Here is a 20,753-nt window from a genome sequence, read left to right on the forward strand (position 1 = left end):
CCAAATCGCCGCCGCGTTGGGGCGCGCCGGCGATGCGCGGCGGCCTTCGGCCTGGTTCCGCGCTGGCGGGAGGCAGAACCCGGTGTCAGGGCACAGCGTGAGAGCGCCCGGGATACTCGGCGCCTGCCACACGATGTGGCCGGATAGGTCCCTCCTGTGGCTCATGCCTCCGCCGGGCGTCCTGCCCCTCCATCACGACCTACGCCCGCAACCGGGCCGCTCCCGCCCGTCGTCTGCCTTTTTGGCAAAAGGCCTCCTCCCGTTGGGCGTGGCGCCGCGCGTGCGCGGCGCCACGCCCAAGGCCGCCAAGCGGTCCCGGCAAGGCCGGGGCAGCTGCGGGCGCGGGAGTGCTCCCTCCCCTGTCCCGCGCTTGCGGTATTGCGGCGCGTCCGGCCCTCGTCACGGCTTGGGCTGGTCGTCCCATTCGTCGCTCAGGATGCGGCGGGCGTCGCCCTCGGGGTCGTCGTACTGGTTGCTGCGCACGGTGTAGACGAATGCCGCCAGCCCGGCGGTGCCGAGGATCAGGGAGATCGGGATCAGGTAGGCAAGCACGTTCATCTGGGAACCTCGGTTGGCAGGCGCGGGCTCATCTGAGCCGCAGCGCGTTGAGGGAGACTGTGAGAGAGGAGGCCGACATCGCCGCCGCCGCGATCAGCGGCGTCGCGAGGCCCGCGACCGCCAGCGGCACCGCGATCACGTTGTAGATCGTTGCAATGCGGAAGTTCTCGCGGATCCGGCGGTTGGCTTGGGCCGCGAGATCGCAGGCCTCGGCCAGCGGCGCCAGATCCTGGCCGAGGAGCACGATGTCGGAGGCGACGCGCGCTGCATCCAACGCCGAGGCGGGCGAGACCGAGACATGCGCCGCCGCCAGCGCTGCAGTATCGTTGAGACCGTCGCCCGCCATCAGCACCTTGCGGCCCTCCGCGGCAAGCTGCTGCACCCGTTCGGCTTTCTCCTGCGGCAGCGCGCCTGCAACCCACTCCGCGATGCCCAGCCGCGCGGCCAGATCGGCCACCGCGGCGGTGCTGTCGCCGGACATGAGGATCACCGCCTTGCCCGACGCGCGCAGCCCCGCGACCGCCTCCGCCGCGCCTGGGCGCAGGGCGTCGGCGAAATGGAAGGGTTTGGCCGCACCGGCGCCGGTGTCGAGCCACGCGGCAGTGCTGGTGGTCTCCCCGTCCCCAGCGGCCGCCCATTCCCCGCGTCCCAGCCGCACGCGGGTGCCGTTCAGGCGGCCTTCGGTGCCGTAGCCCGGCACTTCCACGATGTTCGTGACCGCGGCGGGGGTGATGCCCAACGCGCGCGCGGCGCGGGCGAGCGAGACCGACAGCGGATGCGCGGAGGCTTCGGCGAGCGCCAGCGCGATCTCCAGGTCCTCCGCCGCGTGCGCCTCCAGACCGATGGCCTCGGGCGTGCCGGCGGTGAGCGTGCCGGTCTTGTCGAAGACCACGGTGTCGACCTCGGCCAGGCGTTCCAAGGCGGTCGCGTGTTTGATCAGCATCCCCTTGCGGAACAGCCGGCCGGAGGCGGCGGTGGTCACCGCGGGCACGGCCAGGCCCAGCGCGCAGGGGCAGGTGATGATCAGCACCGCGGCGGCGATGTTGAGCGAGGTGCGGATGTCGAAGGTGAAGAGATACCAGCCCGCGAAGGACAGCGCCGAGAGGATATGCACCCCGGGCGCATAGAGGCGGGCGGCGCTGTCGGCAAGCGAGGTGTAGCGCGCGCGGCCCGACTCGGCGATGGCGACCAGATCGGCCATGCGATGCAGCGAGGTCTCCTGCCCCACCGCGGTGGCGCGGATGGTCAGCGGGCCGGTGAGGTTCACCTCGCCTGCCGAGACTGTCATACCGGGGCCTGCAGCCACCGGCACCGTCTCCCCGGTGAGCAGGGAGCGGTCGAGCTCGCTGCTACCCTGCACGATTTCGCCGTCAACCGGCATCCGCCCGCCCGGGCGCACCAGGATCAGGTCGCCCACGGAGAGTCCGGCCACTGGCACCTCGCGCGCGCCCTCGGCCTCCAGCCGGATGGCGCGGGGCACCTCGAGCGCGGCCAGTTCGCCCGCGGCGGAACGCGCGGCGGAGCGGGTGCGGTGGTCCAGGTAGCGGCCCGCGAGCAGGAAGAAGGTGAGCATCAGCGCGGCGTCGAAATAGGCGTGCGCGCCGGACAGCGCGACCTCCCAGAGCGAGGTCACCAGCGACAGGAGGAGCGCCAGCACGATCGGCACATCCATGTTGAGCCGCCGCGCCCTGAGCGCGCTCCAAGCGTTCACGAAGAAGGGCTTGCCGGAGAAGACGATGGCCGGGAAGGTGATCGCAGCGGAGATCCAGTGGAACATGTCGCGGGTGGCATCCGAGGCCCCGGACCAGACCGAGACCGACAAGAGCATCACGTTCATGGTGGCAAAGAAGGCCACCGCCAGCCGCATCAGGAGATCCCGGCCTGCGCGGTCGTTTGCGGTCGCCGCAAGCGCCGAGAGGTCCAGCTCATGCGCTTCGTAGCCCAGCGCCGCCAGCACCGGGATCAGGTCGGCGGCCTGCACCTGCGGATTGGCCTCCACCAGCACGCGCTTGAGCGTCAGGTTCACCCGCGCCGAAATCACGCCGGGCAGCGCGGCTAGCCCGCGTTCCACGGTTGATATGCAGGCCTGGCAATGCACCCCCGGCAGCGACAGTGCGAGGCGCGCCTCGGTTGGCGCCGGCTCGGGGGCGGTCTGCGGCAGGGCAATGCAGCCCGGGCAGCCCGCAGCAGGAGGACGAAGCTCGGCAACGCGCATGGCTCAGCCCTTCACATGCAGGATCACCCGCTGAGTGTACTCGGTGCCATCCTTGGCGCGGGCCACCATGCGGATGTTCCAGTTGCCGGGGCCAAGGTCGGCGGGCGCCTCGTAAGCGGTGCCGTCGAAGGTGAAGGCGGGCTCTTGGTCGTCCTGCACGTGGGTCGCGCGGCCCAGAGTGGCGCTAAGTCTGGCGACCTCGACCGGTTGGCCTTCGGCATCGGTGATCTCCAGCCGCACCCGGTCGCCTTGGGCGGAGGCGTAGACCGACCACCCCAGCGCTTCCTGGGCGGAGCGGCGGGTGTCGAACTGCTGGCTGGCGACGTAGGAATTCTTCACCTCGAGTCCCGGGAAGGTCGCAACCGCGTTCACCGCAAGGGCAATGTTGACGCTGATGATGACGGTGAAGGCGCCGGCGAAAACCATCAGCGCGTGGCGGCCGGTGAATTCCCGGGGGCGTTTGGCCTTCTCTGCTGCGGCCATTGTCAGTTTTCCTTCCCGTTAAAGCTGGTGTCCTTGTAGGCGCGCTCGCCGTTGCCCAGATCCTCGGCCCAGATGCGCACTGGCGAGGCCGCGGTCCGGGCCGGGCCGGAGCCGGGCGGCGCCATGATATAGACCCGTTGCAGCAGGGCGGTGTCGGCGGGCACTGCGACAGTGGTGTCCGGCGCGCCTTCCAGCGCCAGCCGCAGCGCAGGATCGCCCTTGAGCGAAAGCCGGAACAGGCGCCGCTCGCCGTGCTTGTTGCGCAGGCGGACGTCATAGGTGTTGCGGATGGCGCCATCAGAGAGAGTGACGAAGGTCGGGTTGCGCACCGGCGCGACGGTTAGCTCGATGTCGGCGCGGATGAAGAGGGCAAACAGCAGCCCTAAACCGACTAGCCCCCAGAGCGCTGTATACATGACCGTGCGCGGGCGGAAGATGTGCTTCCAGACGCTGCGCGGCGGCTGGCCCGCGCGTTCCAGCGGCTCGTCCGAAAGCGCCATGTAGTCGATCAGCCCGCGCGGCTTGCCGATCTTTGCCATCACGTCGTCGCAGGCGTCGATGCAGAGCGCGCAGGTGATGCACTCCATCTGCTGGCCGTCGCGGATATCGATGCCCATGGGGCAGACATTGACGCAGGCCATGCAGTCGATGCAGTCGCCGGGGCCGGCGGCCCCTGCCTGCGCTGTGGCGGTGGGGCCCTGCGCCGGGGCGTGGCCGGGATACGGCGTGCCCGCGTAGGCAGCTTGCCCCGGTCCGGCCGCTTGGGCCGCCTTCGCGGCCGCTTCGGCCTCGGCCCGGCTGCGGCGGCGGACGTTGCCCTTGCCGCGCGGCTCGCCCCGCCATTCGCGGTAGCCGACGGTCAGCGTGTCCTCGTCCATCATCGCGGCCTGGATGCGCGGCCACGGGCAGGCGTAGATGCAGATCTGCTCCCGCGCGAAGCCTCCGAACAGGAAGGTGGTGAAGGTCAGCACCGCCACCGTGGTATAGGCCACCGGATGGGCGTTCAGGGTGAAGAGGTCGCGCGCCAGCGTGGGCGCGTCGGCGAAGTAGAACACCCAGGCGCCGCCCGTTGCCATTGCGATCAGGAGCCAGGCAGCCCATTTCGCCACCCGCAGCCGCGCCTTGCGGAAATCGAGCTTCTTCTGCCGGTGCAGGCGCAGGCGGGCGTTGCGGTCGCCCTCGATCCAGCGCTCGACCAGGATAAAGAGATCGGTCCAGACCGTCTGCGGGCAGGCATAGCCGCACCAGACCCGGCCCAGCGCCGAGGTGAAGAGGAACAGCCCGAGCCCTGCCATGATGAGAAGGCCTGCGACGAAGTAGAACTCATGCGGCCAGATCTCGATCCAGAAGAAGTAGAAACGGCGGCCGGCCAGATCCAAGAGCACCGCCTGATCCGGCAGCGAGGGGCCGCGGTCCCAGCGGATCCAGGGGGTGAGGTAGTAGATCCCCAGAGTTACCGCCATGATGTACCATTTGAGATTGCGGAACGGGCCCGAGACGCGGCGCGGGAAGATCGGCTCCCTCGCGGCATAGAGGCTGGGGGCGGGGCTGGAATCGCTCACGGATGCGGTCTCCGTTCTAGGGCTGTCTCGCGCCCTTGTTCCAGAAGCCGCCGGGGCGGACATTGACGTGGATCAAAAAGCGCATCGGGCAGACATCTTTGGCCGCGGCCCCGAGGGCGGTAACCCGCAAGGATCCGCCGGCGCACACTGTCCGGCGCGGCTTCAGGCGGCGCTGCGCTCGCGCCGCAGCCAGGCGATGAAGGCGCGCACCGCAGGGCGCAGCACGCCGGGGCGGGTCACGATGTGGTAGCCGCGGCCGTCGGTTTCGGTGAACAACTCGGCCAAGCGGCCCTCGGCCAGGTCTTCGGTTACGAAATGGCGCACGCTCACCGCGACGCCCTGCCCCGCGCGCACCGCCTGCATCAAAAGGTTGCCGGGCAGGAGCGTGCGGCTGCCGCGCAGCGCCTCTCCCACCCCGCGTGAGCGCAGCCACTGGCTGGCTTCCGAGGTGCCGAGTTCCTCCAGCCAGGGATAGTCCAGCAGATCCTCAGGTGAGGCCACCTCGCGGCCGTCCAGCAGGCTGGGCGCGGCGATCACCACCATCGGTGATTGCAAGAGCGGCTCGGTTTCCAGCCCGGGCCAGCTGCCCGCGCCATAGCGGAGGGCGACGTCGATGCCGCCGGGCTTCAGCTCGGCGATTGTGCCGCTCGGCTCGATCATCAGGTCGATCTCCGGGTGCGCTGCGCTGAAGCTTGCGAGCCGCGGCATCAGCCAGTGCGAGGCAAACATTGGCGTGCAGGTGACCCGCAGCGGCCGCGCTGCCCCGGCGGCGGAGATCTCCAGCACCGCGGTCTGGATCGCACCGAACCCGAGATGCAGCGCGCGGGCCAGGTGCTGCCCGTCGGCGGTCAGCGCCAGGCTGCGGCCGCTGCGGTCCAGGAGCGTGGCGCCAAGATGCGCCTCAAGCGCGCGCAACTGCTGGCTGATGGCAGCGTGGCTGACATTGAGCGCCGCCCCCGCTCGCACCACGCTGCTGGTCTCGGCAAAGGCCGAAAAGGCCCTGAGCGCTGCAAGCGGCGGCATGTGCATCCAATCCATGTGAAAATCCAGCTTACATGATGGGTATTTTCCTGGCTCGCAAATTGTGCCGATTCCCGCAACCATCACAGGCAGACATCTGGAAAGGAGAGATCCGATGCTTACAGATATCCTGGCCCGTTCGATGCTCACCGCGGCGCGGCAGGACTGCGTGGAGCTGCGCCCGCTGCCCGCCGCCAGGCCCCTGCCCCGCCCGCGCGGCCTTTGGGCGCGGCTGCGGCGCTGGCTGCACCGTCCGCCGCAAAAGACGCGCTGCGTGCGGCCGCAGCAGCTTTGAACGCAGCGGGACGGAGCAGCGGCTGGCGTTCGGCCGGGCTCGCAACCCTCCGGGCGCGGAACAAGGCCGCGAGGCCGCCGCGCATCGCCGCCGCGCCCCCACGCGGTGGCGATTTGGCTGCTGCTTGGGGTGCCCTCGAGAGGGCCTACGGACTTGGCTGGGATAAATTGCCAGTTACATCCGGCTGGGTCGCCTCCGCGCGCGGCGGCAATGCGCGTCTTGCATGTTCCCTCGGGAGAAAAAAGCGCCGGCTTTCCAGGAAACGCGCGAACAGATCGGAAAGCCGGCGCAATCCCGCCGGGGCTGCCTGCACGCGACCCCAGCGGGAAACTCGGCCGCCGGGAGACAGGATGGCGACCCCGGCAGCGCTTGGTTCTCCGTCCTGTCTACCGGGGCCGGCCGGGCCGCGATTTGATCGGGATCAAACGGCGCGGCGGATTTGCCCAATTCCTTGAAAATACTACTTCTCCCTTATGGCAAAGGGCGAAGGCGAAATGGCTGGGCCAAACGGGCGCGGGCCGCTGTCGGCGGCCGAGATCGGGGCTCTGGCGCACCTCTACCGCGGCGAGGTCTACCGCAGCGTGATGTGGCGCACGCGGCTGGACATCACCACCAACTGGGCGGTGGTGACCTTGGGCGTTGCGCTGTCGATCTCCTACTCCTCGCCCGAGGCCTCGCCGCTGCCGCTGATCCTGGTGGGGATCCTGATCATCTTTTTCCTGATGCTGGAGGCCCGGCGCTACCGCTTCTACAACGTCTTCCGCGCCCGCGCGCGCTGGCTGGAGAAGCACTTTTACGCCCCGATGCTGCATGACGGCGACCTGCACCTGGAGGAGAACTGGCAGAAGGTGCTGGCGCATGACTACAACCGGCCCGAGTACCACATCACCCTGCTGCAATCGATCGGTCGCCGGATCAAGCGCAACTACCTTTGGGTGCTGCTGATCCAGACGCTGGCCTATTCCGGCAAGATCGCGGTGCATCCGGTGCCGATCCAGTCCTTCGAACAGGCGCTGGAGCGGGCCGAGATCGGCCCGCTGCCGGGGTGGGCGGTCATCATGGGCGGTGTGCTCTACGTGGTGAGCTGGAGCTGCATCGCGCTCTGGAGCAGCCTGAAGGACCGCCAGGGCCTGGGCATCCGGCCGCCCGATCCGCGGCGCAAGCCCGCGTCGCTGTCGGATGCCGCCCAGGCCGAGGCGAAGGCCAGTGCTCAGGCCGGGTCTCAGGCCAGTTCTCAGGCCGCGGGCCAAAGCCACCAGAGATAGGCGCCGTAGCCCGCCAGCAGCAGAAGCCCTTCTCGCCGGGAAATCTGCATGCCGGTCCGGGCAAGAACGATCAGCGCCAGCGAAACCGCAAGCATCACCGGGTTGTCAAAACCCACAATCTGTTCGGGCACCGGCGCGGGCGCGATCGCTGCTGTGACGCCGCCGATGCCAAGAATGTTGTAGATGTTTGACCCGACGATATTGCCGAAGGCCATGTCGCCCTGGCGCCGCAGCGCCGCCATCACCGAGGTCGCAAGCTCCGGCGCCGAGGTGCCGATGGCGACGATGGTGAGGCCGATCACGGTTTCCGACACGTCCAGCGAGCGGGCCAGTTCTACCGCGCCGTCGACCAGGAAGCCGCCGCCCGCCACCACCAGGGCCAGGCCGGCAATTGCAATGGCAAGCGAGGACCACAGGCCCGGACGCTCCGCGGGCGCGGGGGCGGGGTCGGCCGGGGTGAGCGCCGGGTCGAGGGTTTCCAGCGCTGCCGCCTTCTCGAACACCGCACCGTGGCCCTCGTCCGGGGCCGCCGGAACCGCACCCGCAGGGCCGCCCGCAGGCTCGGCGGCCAAGGGCGCAGTGCGTTCCTGCCGGAAGGCGTAGAAAATGTACCCCGCGAGCGCCAGCACGAAGAAAATACCGGCGGTGCGGGTGACAGGCATCACCGCCGCCAGAACCGCAAATACCACCGCAGCTGCCAGCATCACCGCGCCATCGCGCTTCAGAGCCGCGGATTGCACCGCGATCGGAAAGATCAGCGCCGCGAGACCGGCGATCAGCAGGATGTTGGCGATGTTGGAGCCGACGATATTGCCGTAGGCAATGCCGGGCGCGCCCGAAAGCGCCGCGCGCACCGAGGTCACCAGCTCGGGCGTCGAGGTGCCGAAGCCCACAAGCGTGAGGCCGATCACCAGCGGCGAGACGCCAAAACGCTCGGCCACGCGCACCGCGCCGCGCACCAGAAACTCGCCGCCGAAGATCAGCAGCACAAGCCCGCCCAGAAGCGGGAGCCAGATATCAACCACCTGAAACCTTTCCAAGGTTAGGCCCGTGCCTTTGACAAGGGCCGCGTAATCCAAGCCTGCGGCACGTCCTTTGCCGGCTGCCGTGCCTCACCTGGCGGGGAGGCGTCTTTTTCCATATTCAGAGGTTCGGCCGGCCCTTTTCAAGAGGTTCGGCGCCGCATTTTTCCGGCACGGGCGGCGCCTGAGGGAAAGCCCGGACGCGGATCAGGCCGGACCCGCGCACGGCGCGTTTCCGCCGGTTAGTCAGCAGCTTTCTGCCGATGCCGCACCACAACCGGAAGCATGTTCCTCACGCGCCCTGTTCTTCGGAGCGGAAGCGCTATTTCCCCCACAGAGCCGCTGTGTGCCCTTATTCGCACCGCGCGGCCCGCTTCCTTCGTCTGAAAGGTTCACGCTCCATGAAACGCTCTCTTATCACCGCAGTCATCCTTTCCGCTGCCACGGTCCCTGCAGGTTTTGCAGGGGAATGGGAGGGCGGCTACGTGGGCGGCCAGCTCGGCTACGGGTCAGGCGACTTCGATCTGGGCGTGCTGGACGACCTCGACACGGATGGCGTTGTTGGCGGTTTCACCGTTGGCTACCTCTGGGATCTGGGCGACTGGGCGGTCGGGCCGGAACTGCAGTATGACTTTTCCGATCTGTCGATCAGCTCCCCCGGCGCGACGGGTGATTTCGACGGCATTGCCCGCCTGAAGGTGCGGGCGGGCTATGATCTGGGCGAGGCGCTGATCTACGGGTCGCTTGGCGTCGCCTACACCAACTTCGACGGGCTGTCCGGCGTCACCGACATCGACTTCGACGATCCTGGCTATGTGATTGGCCTCGGCTATGATCAGCAGGTGTCCGAAACCTGGGTGATCGGCGGCGAGTTCCAGTATCACAAGTTCGACGACTTCGGCACAGATGGCAACGACGTCGACTTCGGCACCCTGCACGTCCGGGCAATGTTCAGGTTCTGAAGCCGGGCGCCTGTGACCCAAGACAGTGAAGGGGCCGCAATGCGCGGCCCCTTTTCCTTTTTGCGGGGCCCCGGCCCTATTCGCCGCCGCCGAGCTGATGCACGTAGGCTGAGACGGCGCGGATCTGTGCCTCGGTCAGGCGGGTGTTCCAGGCGGGCATGACGCCGAAGCGCGAGTTGGTCACGGTCTGGATCAGCGCGTCGTAGTCGCCGCCGTAGAGCCAGATCGCGTCTGCCAGGTTGGGCGCGCCCTGGGAGCGGTCGCCGGTGCCGTCTCCGCCGTGGCAGGAGGCGCAGTTGTCGGCAAAGAGCTCTGCGCCCGCCGGGGCCCGGGTGGCGTCCACCGGCGCCCCCGACAGAGACATCACGTAGTTGACCACTTGGCTGATTTCCTCCTTATCCAGGAGCTCGTCGCGGCCGAAGGCGGGCATCGCGGAGTAGCGCGCATCAGCGCTGTCCTCGTTGCGGATGCCATGCGCGATGGTGGCATGGATCTCCTCCATAGAGCCGCCCCAGAGCCAGTCGTCGTCCAAAAGGTTCGGGTAGCCCTTGGCGCCGGCCGCACCGGAGCCGTGGCACTGGGCGCACCAGGTCTTGAACACCGCCGCCCCGGAAGAGACCGCGTAGCCGCCAAGCTCCGCATCATCGGCGATGGCGGTCAGGTCGGCCGCCTCCAGCCGGGCGTTGATCGGCGCGTTGGCGTCTTCCACCGCTGCAATCTCGGCGGCGACGTCACCGCGGGTGGACCAGCCCAGGATCCCTGCCGTGGCCGAGTTCACCAGCGGCCAGGCCGGATAAGCGATGGTGTAGATCACCCCCCAGATGATGGTGGCGTAGAAGGTCCACAGCCACCAGCGCGGCATCGGGTTGTCGAATTCCTCGATCCCGTCCCATTCGTGGCCGGTGGTGTTCGGATCGCCTTCGAACTTCTGCGATTTCTTGCTCATTCCCTCGCCTCCTTATCTGCGGCGGGTCTGTCCTTCGCCGGGCCGGACGCGGGTGCGTCCTCATGCCGGAAGGGTATGTTCGCGGTATCCTTGTGGGTCTTGCTGCTGCCCGGGCGGAAGGCCCAGAAGACGATGCCGATGAAGACCAGGAAAAGCACCAGCAGCATCCAGCTATCGGCAAATTCCCTGAGGAGCGTGTAGAGTTCCATGCTCTGCCTCCCTTAACGGCTGGCATCGGGCGTGAAGGTCGAGAAGTCGACCAGCGTGCCCAGCATCTGCAGGTAGGCGATCAGCGCGTCGGCCTCCGACACACCCGGCTGGCCGTCGAAGTTGCGCACGTTGACGCCCTCGCCGTAGCGCTCCAGCAACCCGTCAAAGTCGCTGTCCGGATCTGCCTGGGCGCGGAAGTCGGCCTGGGCGGCCTCCAGCATTTCGTCGCTGTAGGGGGTGCCCAGCATGGCATTGGTGGCCATCACGTCGCCAATGTACTCCCCGTCGATCTTCTTCTCTTCGAGGAAACCGTATTTCGGCATCACCGATTCCGGCACCACGGCCTGCGGGTCGCGCAGGTGGTCGGCGTGCCACTCGTCCGAGTAGCGGCCGCCGACGCGGGCCAGGTCCGGCCCGGTGCGCTTGGAGCCCCACTGGAACGGCCGGTCGTACATCGATTCCGCTGCCAGAGAGTAATGGCCGTAGCGTTCCACCTCGTCGCGCATCGGGCGGATCATCTGGCTGTGGCAGACGTAGCAGCCTTCCCGGAGGTAGACCTCGCGCCCGGCCAGTTCGAGCGGGGTGTAGGGCCGCATGCCCTCCACCTCCTCGATGGTGTTTTCCAGGTAGAACAGCGGCGTGATCTGCACCAGTCCGCCAATGGTCACGACCAGGAAGCTGAAGATCAGCAAGAGCGTCGCGTTGGTCTCGAGGATCTTGTGCTTTTCGAGAATTGCCATCTCTCCGGCCCTCCTTATTCAGCCGGGACCGGAACCGACAGGCTGGCCTCTTTGGCCGGGGCCCGGCGGACGGTCATCCACAGGTTGTAGCACATGATGAGGGAGCCAGCGAGGAACAGCACCCCGCCCAGTCCGCGCACCACATACATCGGGAACTTCGCTGCCACGGTGTCGGCGAAGGAGTTCACCAGGAAGCCGTTGGCGTCCACTTCGCGCCACATCAGGCCTTCCATGATCCCGGTCACCCACATCGAGGCGGCGTAGAGCACGATACCGATGGTGGCGAGCCAGAAGTGCCAGGACACGAAGCTGAGGCTGTACAGGCGCTCACGCTTCCACAGCACCGGCACCAGGTAATAGAGCGCGCCAAAGGTGATCATGCCGTTCCAGCCCAAGGCGCCGGAGTGCACGTGGCCGATGGTCCAGTCGGTGTAGTGGCTAAGGGAGTTCACCGCGCGGATCGACATCATCGGGCCTTCGAAGGTGGACATGCCGTAGAACCCGACGGAGATCACCATCATCCGGATCACCGGGTCGGTCCTGAGCTTGTCCCAGGCGCCCGAGAGCGTCATCAGCCCGTTGATCATGCCGCCCCAGCTGGGCATCCACAGGATCACCGAGAACACCATGCCCAGGGTCGAGGCCCAGTCAGGCAGCGCGGTGTAGTGCAGGTGGTGCGGACCGGCCCAGATGTAGAGGAAGATCAGCGCCCAGAAGTGGATGATCGACAGCTTGTAGGAGAACACCGGGCGCTCGGCCTGCTTCGGGATGAAGTAGTACATCATGCCGAGGAAGCCCGCGGTCAGGAAGAAGCCCACCGCGTTGTGGCCGTACCACCACTGCACCATCGCATCCTGCACGCCGGGCCAGACGATCACGGACTTGGAGCCCCAGATCGATACCGGAATGGTGGCGTTGTTGACCACGTGCAGCATGGCCACGGTGACGATGAACGACAGGTAGAACCAGTTCGCCACGTAGATGTGCGGCTCCTTGCGCTTGATGATGGTGCCCAGGTACACCGCCAGATAGGCGACCCAAACGATGGTCAGCCACAGATCGACGTACCATTCCGGCTCGGCGTATTCCTTGGACTGGGTGCCGCCCAGAAGATAGCCGGTGGCCGCCAGCACGATGAACAGCTGGTAGCCCCAGAACACGAACCACGCCAGGTTGCCGCCCCACAGCCGCGCCGCAGAGGTGCGCTGCACCACATAGAAGGAGGTCGCAATCAGCGCGTTGCCCCCGAAGGCGAAGATCACCGCCGAGGTATGCAGCGGCCGCAGGCGGCCAAAGTTGGCCAGCCCCTGGGCCCAGTCGAAGTTCAGCGCCGGGAAAGCCAGCTGAAAGGCGATGAAGGTGCCCACCAGGAAGCCGACGACTCCCCAGAAGGCGGTGGCGATAGCGCCGGCGCGCACCACGCTGTCGAAATATTCGTTCTGCGGGGCAGCGGCGGCCGGTTTCAGCTCGTCGGTATGCCGCAGAGTATGGAGAAACAGCCCTCCAGCCACGATCATTACAATGACCGCGTGCACCTGGTAGGCCAGATCCCGCGCGTAATTGGTCGCGATCATCGCAAACAGCGTGACCAGACCAAGCGCTATCAGCTTGATATAATTAGACATCTTACGTCCCTTTGCCGCATCCCGCTGAAGCCTGGCGGCGGCGGGAAGGATTTAGTCCGCGCTCTTCATGCAAAACGGCCGGGCTTGCCGCCTTGATCTGCATCAAGACTTTGAGCGGCCCGATGTGAGACTGGTTCAGAAGCAGAACCGAACCGCCCGGGAGACACCCATGTCGTATAAATCCTTGCTGACCGTGGTCACTGCGGTGGACACCGCCGACGCCCCGCTGGCCCAGGCCGCCGCCCTGGCGGAAATGTCCGGCGGCCATGCCGAGGCGCTCTGCCTTGGCGTCGACCGCAGCCAGACCGGCTATTACTACGCAGGTTCAAGCGCGCTGATCCTGCAGGAGACCATGTCCCGCGCCAATGCCGAAGCCGAGGAAGTGAAGGCCTTTGCCGAAGCGAGGCTGGCGGCGGCGGGGGTGGCCTATTCCACCCAGAGCGGCATTGCACAAATTGCCGATCTCGGCCGCCACGTGGCTCGCCATGCACGGTTTTCGGACCTGGTGGTGCTGGGGAAACCTTACGGGCCGGGCGTGGGCGCCGAGGCCGAGCCGGTGGTGGAATCGGCCCTGTTCGAGGGCCGCGCGCCGGTGCTGGTGGTGCCGGCTGAGGCTCCTGTCCTGCGCCAGCCCAAGACGGTGCTGGTGGCCTGGAACGAAAGTGTCGAGGCGATGGCCGCGGTGCGCCACGCGCTGCCTTTCCTGGCTGGCGCCGCGGTGGTTCGGATCGTGGTGATCGACCCCCCGCAGCATGGGCCGGAGCGCTCCGACCCCGGCGGCCTCCTGGCGCAGATGCTGGCCCGGCACGGGGCCAGCTGCGAGATCGACGTGCTTTCGAAAACGATGCCCCGGGTTTCCGACGTGCTGATCCGCCACGCCAGCGACACCAATGCCGATCTGATGGTGATGGGCGCCTACGGCCACTCGCGCTTCCGCGAAGCGATCCTCGGCGGCGCCACCCGCAACATGCTGGAACAGGCCCGCGTCCCTGTGCTGATGGCCCACTGAAGCGGCGCGCAGCTGCCTGCAGCAGAGCGGCATGCGGCTTTACCACTGCGCTTGCGCGCGCCCCGGCTCAGCGGGGGCGCTCCCGCCCGGCACCGGGGCTTTCCCCAAATCCCCTCAGCCCGATAGGCCGGGCACCGCTCTGCGGTGCCCGGCCCAAGGCCGCCAGCGGGTCCGGCACAGCCGGGCCTGCGCGGGCACGGGAGGGCTTGCGGCGCGGCGGAAGTATAGCCCGGCGCGGCAGACCCGGGCGGCGGGATGGGGGACAGACACAGCGGCCGCGCGCACGCCCGGGCTGCCCGGCGCCGCCCCGCCCCGCAGCGCGGATCAGATCAGGCAGCCGCCGTCGCTGTCGTCACCGGCTTCCTCCATCAGGTTGCGCATGCTGGGAACCGCAACGTGGCGCTTGCCTTCCAGCACGATCACGCCGTCGCGTTTCAGCGCCGAAATCTGGCGGCTCACCGTCTCCAGCGTCAGCCCGAGGTAGTCCGCCATCGCCTCCCGGGTCAGTGGCAGGTCGAACTCGGCGCGGCCCGAAGGAGCCTGCGGCGTCAGCGAGGCGTCGCGGCGGGCGATGATCAGGAGCAGGCTGGCGATCTTCTCGCGCGCGGTCTTCCGGCCCAGCACCAGCATCCACTCGCGTGCGGCATCGAGCTCGTCCAGCGTCATCTCCAGCAGCCGGTGCGCGATATGCGGGGTCTGCGCCATAAGGTCCTCGAAGGGCTTCTTGCGGAAGCAGCACATCACGACGTCGGAGGTCGCCACAACATTGTAGGCCGCGCCCTGGCGGCCCGGGCGGCCGACGAAATCGCTCGGCAGCAGCAGGCCGACCATCTGGGTGCGGCCGTCCTCCATTGTCTGGGTCAGCGTTGCGATGCCGGAGACCACGGAGCCTACGAAATTCATCTCATCGCCAGCCCAGATCACCGGCTGTCCGGCCTCGAAACTGCGGTAGTATTTGATCGCGTCCAGCGCTTCCAGCTCGTCCGCGTTGCAGCGGGCGCAGACCGCCCGGTGCCGGATCGGGCAGTCGCCGCATTTGGAGGGGATCGGTGCGGGAGCGTTCATGGGCGGGGTCCGTTCGGAAGGGAGCAGGCGCCGCTTGATCAGTGTCAAAGCCTGCCTGCACAATCGCCTCTCAGGCTAAAGGAACGGAGCGGAGATCACAATTGGCGCAAATGGGACTCTTCGACGCCCGGGTGCCGCACTATGCCAGCTGCCCTGCCCGCCCAGCAGTTCAGCGCCGCCCCCACGCAACGCATCCGGTCGATGGCGCCGGTGGCGGCATACGCCCGGTTTCTGGAGGCGGAGCTAAGTCTATTAGCCGCGCCTGTCCGCGGGTGTGCGCCGGCCCGGCTGCTTTGAGGCGGCGGCAGGCCGACAATTATGGCTGCAGGGATGACCGCGCGGCTGGCGAGGAGAATTGCCGCGGCGCTGCCGCTGGCCCCGGCCTCGGCCGGAGTGCAGGAGCTCGATGCGCCAGCGGCCGATCGGCCGGGTGCAGAGCTTCCGCGGCCTGTAGCGGCTGCAGTGGACTGCAACTGCCGGAGCACCGCAACTTTTACGGTAGTCTATCGGTATCGATAGGTGGATGAACGGCCCCGGGGGCAGCTAGACTGATGGGGCGTCAGGGGAGTGATTGCACGTTTGTCCGGCAGAGTGCACGCCTGCCGGTCCGGGCAGCTTCCCGTTCCGCAACGGTCAAGGATCCGGGTCAGGTCAGTCCGGACTGCGACGCCGGGGCGCCTGCGGGCCGCGGGGGCCTTCACCTCCTGCGCTGCAGAGAGATTTGTAAGCACCAGAACCTTTGCCAAGCAGCGGGCCGGAACCTGGTTCCGGCCCGTCTTTCCATGCCGGGTATCCCGGCAGAGGCGTCACCCCCCGGCGGCGTCCAGCAGGCCCAGCCGGATTGCCCGGGCGAGCGCCTGCTCCCGGGTCTGGGCGCCGAGCTTGCGGCGCGCTGACAGGAGCGTCTTGCGCACGGTGACCTCGGCGATGTCGAGCCTGTGGGCGATTCCCGCGTTGAGGCACCCCTCGGCCAGAAGTGCCAGCACCTGCCGCTCGCGCCCGGTCAGCCTGACGTCCTCCCCGGCCTGCGGAGTTGCCCCTATGCCGCCGAGCGGAACCGCCGCCGGATCGTCGCCGCCCGGCGCGCCGACAAAGGCCGCTACCGCCATCGCAACGGCGCGGATGCGGTGCAGATGGACCGGTTGGAAGGTCCGCGGATCCTCCCCCGAGCAGAAGGTCACCAGCTTGCAGCGTCCCGGCGCGGATCCGGAGAATTGCTGCACGTATCCGAAGGTGAAGCCCGCATCGTGCAGTGTCCGGTTCATCTCCACAAGCCGCGGGTTCACTGCATCGTTGCGCAAGAGCTCTGCGGTCCGCATAGCAGGTGTATAGTCGGGCTGGCCGGCCTGGGTAACGAAATAGTCGGCCTCCTGAAACCGCCTCTCCACGTAACGGTCCACAACCTGCTCGCTCATCGAGCTTTTCCACCAGAACAGTTCCGGGCTGCCGATGCCGACCTCGGCCACGTTCAGCGCCGACGCGCCAAGTCCCGCCATCGCGGCATTGGCAATGCGCCAGCGGTCCGCATCGCCTCCCGCGGCGGCAAATTGATCCAGCAAGTCCATCGCGGTTGTGTTCATTTCGTGAACTTATCACAAATTCCCGGCTATCTGAATAACCGGGTTTTGCCCGCGGGAGCAGCGCAGCCGGTCAGGCGGACAACCGGGGACCAGCCGCAGCGCGTCAGACCGCCGCGGCCAGAAGCTTGCGGGTGTACTCGGCCCGCGGCGCGGCAAACAGCGTCTCGGCCGGGCCGGTCTCCACCACGTCGCCCTGGTTCATCACCATCACATGATGCGACATTGCCCGCACCACATTGAGGTCGTGGGAGATGAACAGGTAGGCGAGCCCGTAGCGCGCCTGCAGGTCGCGCAGGAGGTCGACGATCTGCACCTGCACCGTCATGTCGAGCGCCGAGGTCGGCTCGTCCAGCACCACCAGCTTAGGGCGCAGCACCATGGCGCGGGCAATCGCGATGCGCTGGCGCTGGCCGCCGGAGAACTCGTGCGGGTAGCGGTCCATCGCCGCCGGGTCGAGCCCGACCTCCTGCATCACCTCGGCCACCAGCTCGCGGGTGTCGCGGTGGCGGTCGACCTTGTGGATGGCGAGGCCTTCCGAGATGATCTGCGCGCAGGTCATCCGCGGGCTGAGCGAGCCGAAGGGATCCTGGAACACGATCTGCATGTCCTTGCGCAGGCGGCGCAAGCTGCGGGTGGACCATTTGCGTAGGTCCTGGCCCTCGAAGGTGACCGCGCCCTCGGAGGCGATCAGCCGCATGATTGCCAGCGCCAGCGTGGTCTTGCCCGAACCGCTTTCGCCGACGATGCCCAGCGTCTCCCCTGCCCGGACCGAGAGGTTCACCGGGTTCACCGCCTTCACATGGCCGACTGTGCGCTTCAGCAGGCCCTTCTGGACCGGGAACCAGACCTTGAGGTTTTCGGCCGTGACCAGCTCCTGCGCGCCCTCGGGGATCGGCGGCGGGTGGCCGGTGGGCTGCGCCGCGAGCAGTTTCTGCGTGTAGGGGTGCTGGGGGTTGGCGAAGATCTCCGCCGCCGGGCCTTCCTCGACGATTTCGCCGTCCTTCATCACGCAGACCCGGTCGGCGATGCGGCGCACGATGCCGAGGTCGTGGGTGATGAACAGAAGCCCCATGCCCTCGCTTTCCTTCAGCTCCGCCAGGAGGTCGAGGATCTGCGCCTGGATGGTAACGTCGAGCGCGGTGGTTGGCTCGTCGGCAATCAGGATGTCGGGCTTGTTGGCGAGCGCCATCGCGATCATCACCCGCTGGCGCTGCCCGCCCGAGAGCTGGTGCGGGTAGGCGCCGAGGCGGCTTTCGGCGTCGCGGATGCCGACTTTCTCCATCAGCTCCAGGATGCGCGCGCGCGCCGCCTGGCCCGCCAGCCCCTGGTGCAGCGCCAGCGATTCCGAGAGCTGCCGCTCGATCGTGTGCAAGGGGTTGAGCGAGGTCATCGGCTCCTGGAAGATGAAGCTGATATCATTGCCGCGCACCTTCATCAGGTGCTTCTCATCGGCGCCGACCATCTCGTCGCCCTTGTAGGTGACCGAGCCTTCGACCTGGGCGCTGTCGCCCAGCAGCGACACTGTGGAGAGCGCGGAGACGGACTTGCCCGAGCCCGACTCGCCCACCAGCGCCACGGTCTCGCCGCGGCCCACGGAAAAGGAGACGCCGCGCACGGCCTGGGTCAGCTTGCCGTCCTGGCGGAAGGAGACGCGGAGGTTTTGGACGTTCAGGAGGGGATGATCAGTCATAGCGAAGACGCCGTATAGATGGCATAGAAGGCGTAAACGTAGAAAGCGGCGACAATAACCGACAGAACCCTCAGCCAAGTGGGTGGTTCGACCCTGAAAGCGAACACGAACGCAGCCGCCGTCAAGGACAGCGTTCCAGGAGCAAACATCAGGAAGAAAAAATAGAACAGCACCCTAAACCACGTCGTTTCCAGAGGCCTCGGGGTTGCCAAGATTTCAAGCACAGAAAACAGAGCCAATAGGGCCAGGACAACGTTGCTAAGCCAATAGAGCAATGCAGGCCGCGTTATAAGGAACGTCCGCACTCTCATGAAAACGTCTTCCGCGGGTCGAAGGCATCGCGGACGCCCTCGAAAATGAACACCAGCAGCGACAGCATGATGGCGAAGGTGAAGAAGGCGGTGAAGGCGAGCCAGGGGGCCTCCAGGTTCTGCTTCGCCTGCAGTGTCAGCTCCCCCAGCGAGGGCGCCGAGGACGGCAGGCCGAAGCCGAGGAAATCGAGGCCTGCTAGGGCCGAGATGGTGCCGGTCACGATGAAGGGCAGCATGGTCAGCGTCGCCACCATTGCGTTCGGCAGCATGTGGCGGAACATGATGGTCATGTTGCCGACGCCCAGCGCCTTGGCGGCACGGACGTATTCCAGGTTGCGCGCGCGCAGGAACTCGGCCCGCACCACGCCGACCAGAGCGGTCCAGCCGAACAACACCATGAGGAACACAAGGAGCCAGAAGCTGCGCCCCAGGATCGCGAACATGATGATGATGACGTAGAGCGTGGGCGTCGAACTCCAGATCTCGATGATGCGCTGGAACAGGAGGTCCACCAGGCCGCCGAAATAGCCCTGCACCGCGCCTGCGAGGATGCCGAGCACGGTGGCGGCACCCGTCACGATCAAGGTGAACAGGATCGACAGGCGGAAGCCGTAGATCACCCGCGCCAGCACGTCGCGCTTGGTGTCGTCGGTCCCGAGCAGGTTCTGGCCGTTGGGCGGCAGCGGGGCTGCGCCGGGGCGGTCGACGGTGGTGTCGAAGCTGTAGGGGATCGGCGGCCAGAGGGTCCAGCCCTCGGCAAAGCCTTCCGCCGCATAGGTGCCCGCGGCGATTTCCCCGAGGATTTCCTCGGGCGCGTCGAAACAGTCCTCGATACCGCCGGAGCGGATCAGGCATTCGACCTCGGGGTCGCTGTAGATTGCCTCGGTCTGGAAATCGCCGCCGAATTCGGTTTCCGGATAAAAATTGAACACGGGCGTGTAGAGCTCGCCCCGGTAGCTTACCAGGATCGGCTTGTCGTTAGCGATGAACTCGGCAAACAGCGACAGCACGAACAGCACGGTGAAGATGACCAGCGACCAGAAGGCGCGCTTGTTGCGGCGGAAGTTGTTCCAGCGGCGCTGGTTGAGTGGGGAAAGCGCCATACCTCAGCCCTCCCGCTTCTCGAAGTCGATGCGCGGGTCGACCAGCACGTACATCAGGTCGGACAGGATGCCGACCACCAGACTCATCAGGCCGAAGATGAACAGCGTGCCGAAGATCACCGGATAGTCGCGCGCCACCGCGGCCTCGAACCCGAGCCGACCGAGCCCGTCGAGCGAGAAGATCGTTTCGATGATCAGCGAGCCGGAGAAGAAGATGCCGATGAAGACCGACGGGAAGCCCGCGATAACGATCAGCATGGCGTTGCGGAAGACATGGCCGTAGAGCACCCGGTGCTCGCTGAGCCCCTTGGCGCGGGCGGTCATCACGTAGTGTTTCTTGATCTCGTCCAGGAAAGAGTTCTTGGTCAGGAGCGTCAGCGTCGCAAAGGCGCCTATGGTTGAGGCCAGCACCGGCAGCGCGATGTGCCAGAAATAGTCGCCGATCTTTCCGAGGAGACTCAGCTGTTCCCAGTTGTCGGAGGTAAGGCCGCGCAGCGGGAAGATCTGCCAGTAGGAGCCGCCGGCAAAGAGAACGAGAAGAAGGATGGCGAACAGGAAGGCGGGGATGGCATAGGCCGAGATGATCAGCCCCGAGGTCCAGGTGTCGAACCGCGAGCCATCGGTGAGCGCCTTGCGGATGCCCATGGGGATCGAGATCAGATAGGCGATCAGCGTCGACCACAGGCCGAGTGAGATCGAAACGGGCATCTTCTCCAGCACCAGTTCGGTGACCTCGATCTTGCGGAAATAGCTTTCGCCGAAATCGAACCGCACGTAGTTCCACAGCATCGTCAGGAACCGCTCCAAAGGCGGCTTGTCGAGCCCGAACTGCTGCTCCAGTTCGGCGATCAGCTCGGGCGGCAGGCCCTGGCGGCCGGCGTAGTTCTCGTTGGCGCCGATGGTTTCGGTACCGGCATCGCCGCCGCCGCCGGCAAAGCCCTCGAAGACGTCACCGCCGCCTTCCAGCTGGGCGATGATCTGCTCCACCGGCCCGCCGGGCACGAATTGCACGAGCACGAAGTTCACCACCAGGATGCCGAACAGCGTCGGGATCACCAGCAGCAGGCGTCTCAGGATATAGGCGGCCATGCG

General features: G+C 67.0%; 19 protein-coding genes. 4 read left to right on the forward strand and 15 right to left on the reverse strand.

Annotated features, from left to right (window positions below):
- Positions 1-399: 399 nt before the first annotated feature.
- The 5 genes from ccoS to ACOHWE_RS14605 all read right to left on the reverse strand — a co-directional run bounded on the left by ccoS (position 400) and on the right by ACOHWE_RS14605 (position 5,856).
- Positions 400-558 (reverse strand): cbb3-type cytochrome oxidase assembly protein CcoS, encoded by a 159-nt coding sequence (gene ccoS / locus ACOHWE_RS14585; protein WP_420667413.1) that lies wholly within the window; start codon positions 556-558, stop codon positions 400-402.
- 28 nt (positions 559-586) lie between these two features.
- The gene (locus tag ACOHWE_RS14590; protein WP_420667415.1) at positions 587-2,773 is read right to left on the reverse strand and encodes a heavy metal translocating P-type ATPase; all 2,187 of its coding nucleotides are present in this window, start codon (positions 2,771-2,773) and stop codon (positions 587-589) included.
- Positions 2,774-2,776: 3 nt separating this feature from the next.
- Positions 2,777-3,256, reverse strand: coding sequence for a FixH family protein (locus ACOHWE_RS14595; protein ID WP_420667417.1), 480 nt, complete (start codon positions 3,254-3,256; stop codon positions 2,777-2,779).
- 2 nt (positions 3,257-3,258) lie between these two features.
- Positions 3,259-4,818 (reverse strand): cytochrome c oxidase accessory protein CcoG, encoded by a 1,560-nt coding sequence (gene ccoG / locus ACOHWE_RS14600; RefSeq protein WP_420667418.1) that lies wholly within the window; start codon positions 4,816-4,818, stop codon positions 3,259-3,261.
- 162 nt (positions 4,819-4,980) lie between these two features.
- Entirely contained in the window at positions 4,981-5,856 is an 876-nt protein-coding gene (locus ACOHWE_RS14605; protein WP_420667420.1) for a LysR family transcriptional regulator, read from the reverse strand.
- A gap of 97 nt (positions 5,857-5,953) precedes the next feature.
- Here ACOHWE_RS14605 and ACOHWE_RS14610 point away from each other — a divergent pair, with 97 nt between their 5' ends.
- Together ACOHWE_RS14610 and ACOHWE_RS14615 are read left to right on the forward strand one after the other, a co-directional pair.
- Positions 5,954-6,133: a hypothetical protein gene (locus ACOHWE_RS14610; RefSeq protein WP_420667421.1), complete on the forward strand. Its 180-nt coding sequence runs from the start codon at positions 5,954-5,956 to the stop codon at positions 6,131-6,133.
- Between the two features lie 473 nt (positions 6,134-6,606).
- Entirely contained in the window at positions 6,607-7,398 is a 792-nt protein-coding gene (locus ACOHWE_RS14615; RefSeq protein ID WP_420667423.1) for a DUF2270 domain-containing protein, read from the forward strand.
- Here the strand turns inward: ACOHWE_RS14615 and ACOHWE_RS14620 are convergent.
- A complete protein-coding gene (locus ACOHWE_RS14620; RefSeq protein WP_420667425.1) occupies positions 7,368-8,423 on the reverse strand; it encodes a calcium/sodium antiporter in 1,056 nt (351 codons plus the stop codon). The two genes, ACOHWE_RS14615 and ACOHWE_RS14620, sit on opposite strands and share 31 nt — an antisense overlap.
- Positions 8,424-8,821: 398 nt before the next feature.
- Here ACOHWE_RS14620 and ACOHWE_RS14625 point away from each other — a divergent pair, with 398 nt between their 5' ends.
- Entirely contained in the window at positions 8,822-9,382 is a 561-nt protein-coding gene (locus ACOHWE_RS14625; RefSeq protein WP_420667427.1) for an outer membrane protein, read from the forward strand.
- A gap of 76 nt (positions 9,383-9,458) precedes the next feature.
- Here ACOHWE_RS14625 and ccoP read toward each other — a convergent pair whose 3' ends face one another.
- From ccoP to ccoN, 4 genes are read right to left on the reverse strand one after another with little or no spacing between them, the layout of a single operon-like run.
- Positions 9,459-10,328 carry a cytochrome-c oxidase, cbb3-type subunit III gene (gene ccoP / locus ACOHWE_RS14630; RefSeq protein ID WP_420667429.1) on the reverse strand — a complete coding sequence of 290 codons (870 nt, stop codon included), beginning with the start codon at positions 10,326-10,328 and terminating at the stop codon, positions 9,459-9,461.
- Entirely contained in the window at positions 10,325-10,537 is a 213-nt protein-coding gene (locus ACOHWE_RS14635; protein ID WP_420667430.1) for a cbb3-type cytochrome oxidase subunit 3, read from the reverse strand. Before ACOHWE_RS14635 ends, ccoP begins: the two co-directional genes overlap by 4 nt.
- Before the next feature lie 12 nt (positions 10,538-10,549).
- Positions 10,550-11,278: a cytochrome-c oxidase, cbb3-type subunit II gene (gene ccoO, locus ACOHWE_RS14640; protein WP_420667431.1), complete on the reverse strand. Its 729-nt coding sequence runs from the start codon at positions 11,276-11,278 to the stop codon at positions 10,550-10,552.
- A 14-nt stretch (positions 11,279-11,292) separates the two neighbouring features.
- Entirely contained in the window at positions 11,293-12,903 is a 1,611-nt protein-coding gene (gene ccoN, locus ACOHWE_RS14645; protein WP_420667433.1) for a cytochrome-c oxidase, cbb3-type subunit I, read from the reverse strand.
- Between the two features lie 169 nt (positions 12,904-13,072).
- Between ccoN and ACOHWE_RS14650 the strand changes: the two genes are divergently transcribed.
- Positions 13,073-13,912 (forward strand): universal stress protein, encoded by an 840-nt coding sequence (locus ACOHWE_RS14650; protein ID WP_420667434.1) that lies wholly within the window; start codon positions 13,073-13,075, stop codon positions 13,910-13,912.
- Between the two features lie 324 nt (positions 13,913-14,236).
- On the opposite strand, the gene fnrL is transcribed toward ACOHWE_RS14650, so the two are convergent.
- From fnrL to ACOHWE_RS14675, 5 genes are all read right to left on the reverse strand, one after another.
- Positions 14,237-14,977 (reverse strand): transcriptional regulator FnrL, encoded by a 741-nt coding sequence (gene fnrL, locus ACOHWE_RS14655; RefSeq protein WP_420667435.1) that lies wholly within the window; start codon positions 14,975-14,977, stop codon positions 14,237-14,239.
- A gap of 806 nt (positions 14,978-15,783) precedes the next feature.
- Positions 15,784-16,542 carry a helix-turn-helix domain-containing protein gene (locus ACOHWE_RS14660; protein WP_420667436.1) on the reverse strand — a complete coding sequence of 253 codons (759 nt, stop codon included), beginning with the start codon at positions 16,540-16,542 and terminating at the stop codon, positions 15,784-15,786.
- A 118-nt stretch (positions 16,543-16,660) separates the two neighbouring features.
- The gene (locus ACOHWE_RS14665; protein ID WP_420667437.1) at positions 16,661-18,247 is read right to left on the reverse strand and encodes an ABC transporter ATP-binding protein; all 1,587 of its coding nucleotides are present in this window, start codon (positions 18,245-18,247) and stop codon (positions 16,661-16,663) included.
- A 307-nt stretch (positions 18,248-18,554) separates the two neighbouring features.
- On the reverse strand, positions 18,555-19,661 hold the full coding sequence (locus ACOHWE_RS14670) for an ABC transporter permease (protein ID WP_420667439.1): 1,107 nt from the start codon (positions 19,659-19,661) through the stop codon (positions 18,555-18,557).
- A 3-nt stretch (positions 19,662-19,664) separates the two neighbouring features.
- The gene (locus tag ACOHWE_RS14675; RefSeq protein ID WP_420667440.1) at positions 19,665-20,750 is read right to left on the reverse strand and encodes a microcin C ABC transporter permease YejB; all 1,086 of its coding nucleotides are present in this window, start codon (positions 20,748-20,750) and stop codon (positions 19,665-19,667) included.
- Positions 20,751-20,753: the final 3 nt, after the last annotated feature.

The organism is Cribrihabitans neustonicus (genome assembly GCF_048820895.1).
In the GTDB taxonomy this organism is placed as follows: Bacteria; Pseudomonadota; Alphaproteobacteria; order Rhodobacterales; family Rhodobacteraceae; genus Cribrihabitans_A; species Cribrihabitans_A neustonicus.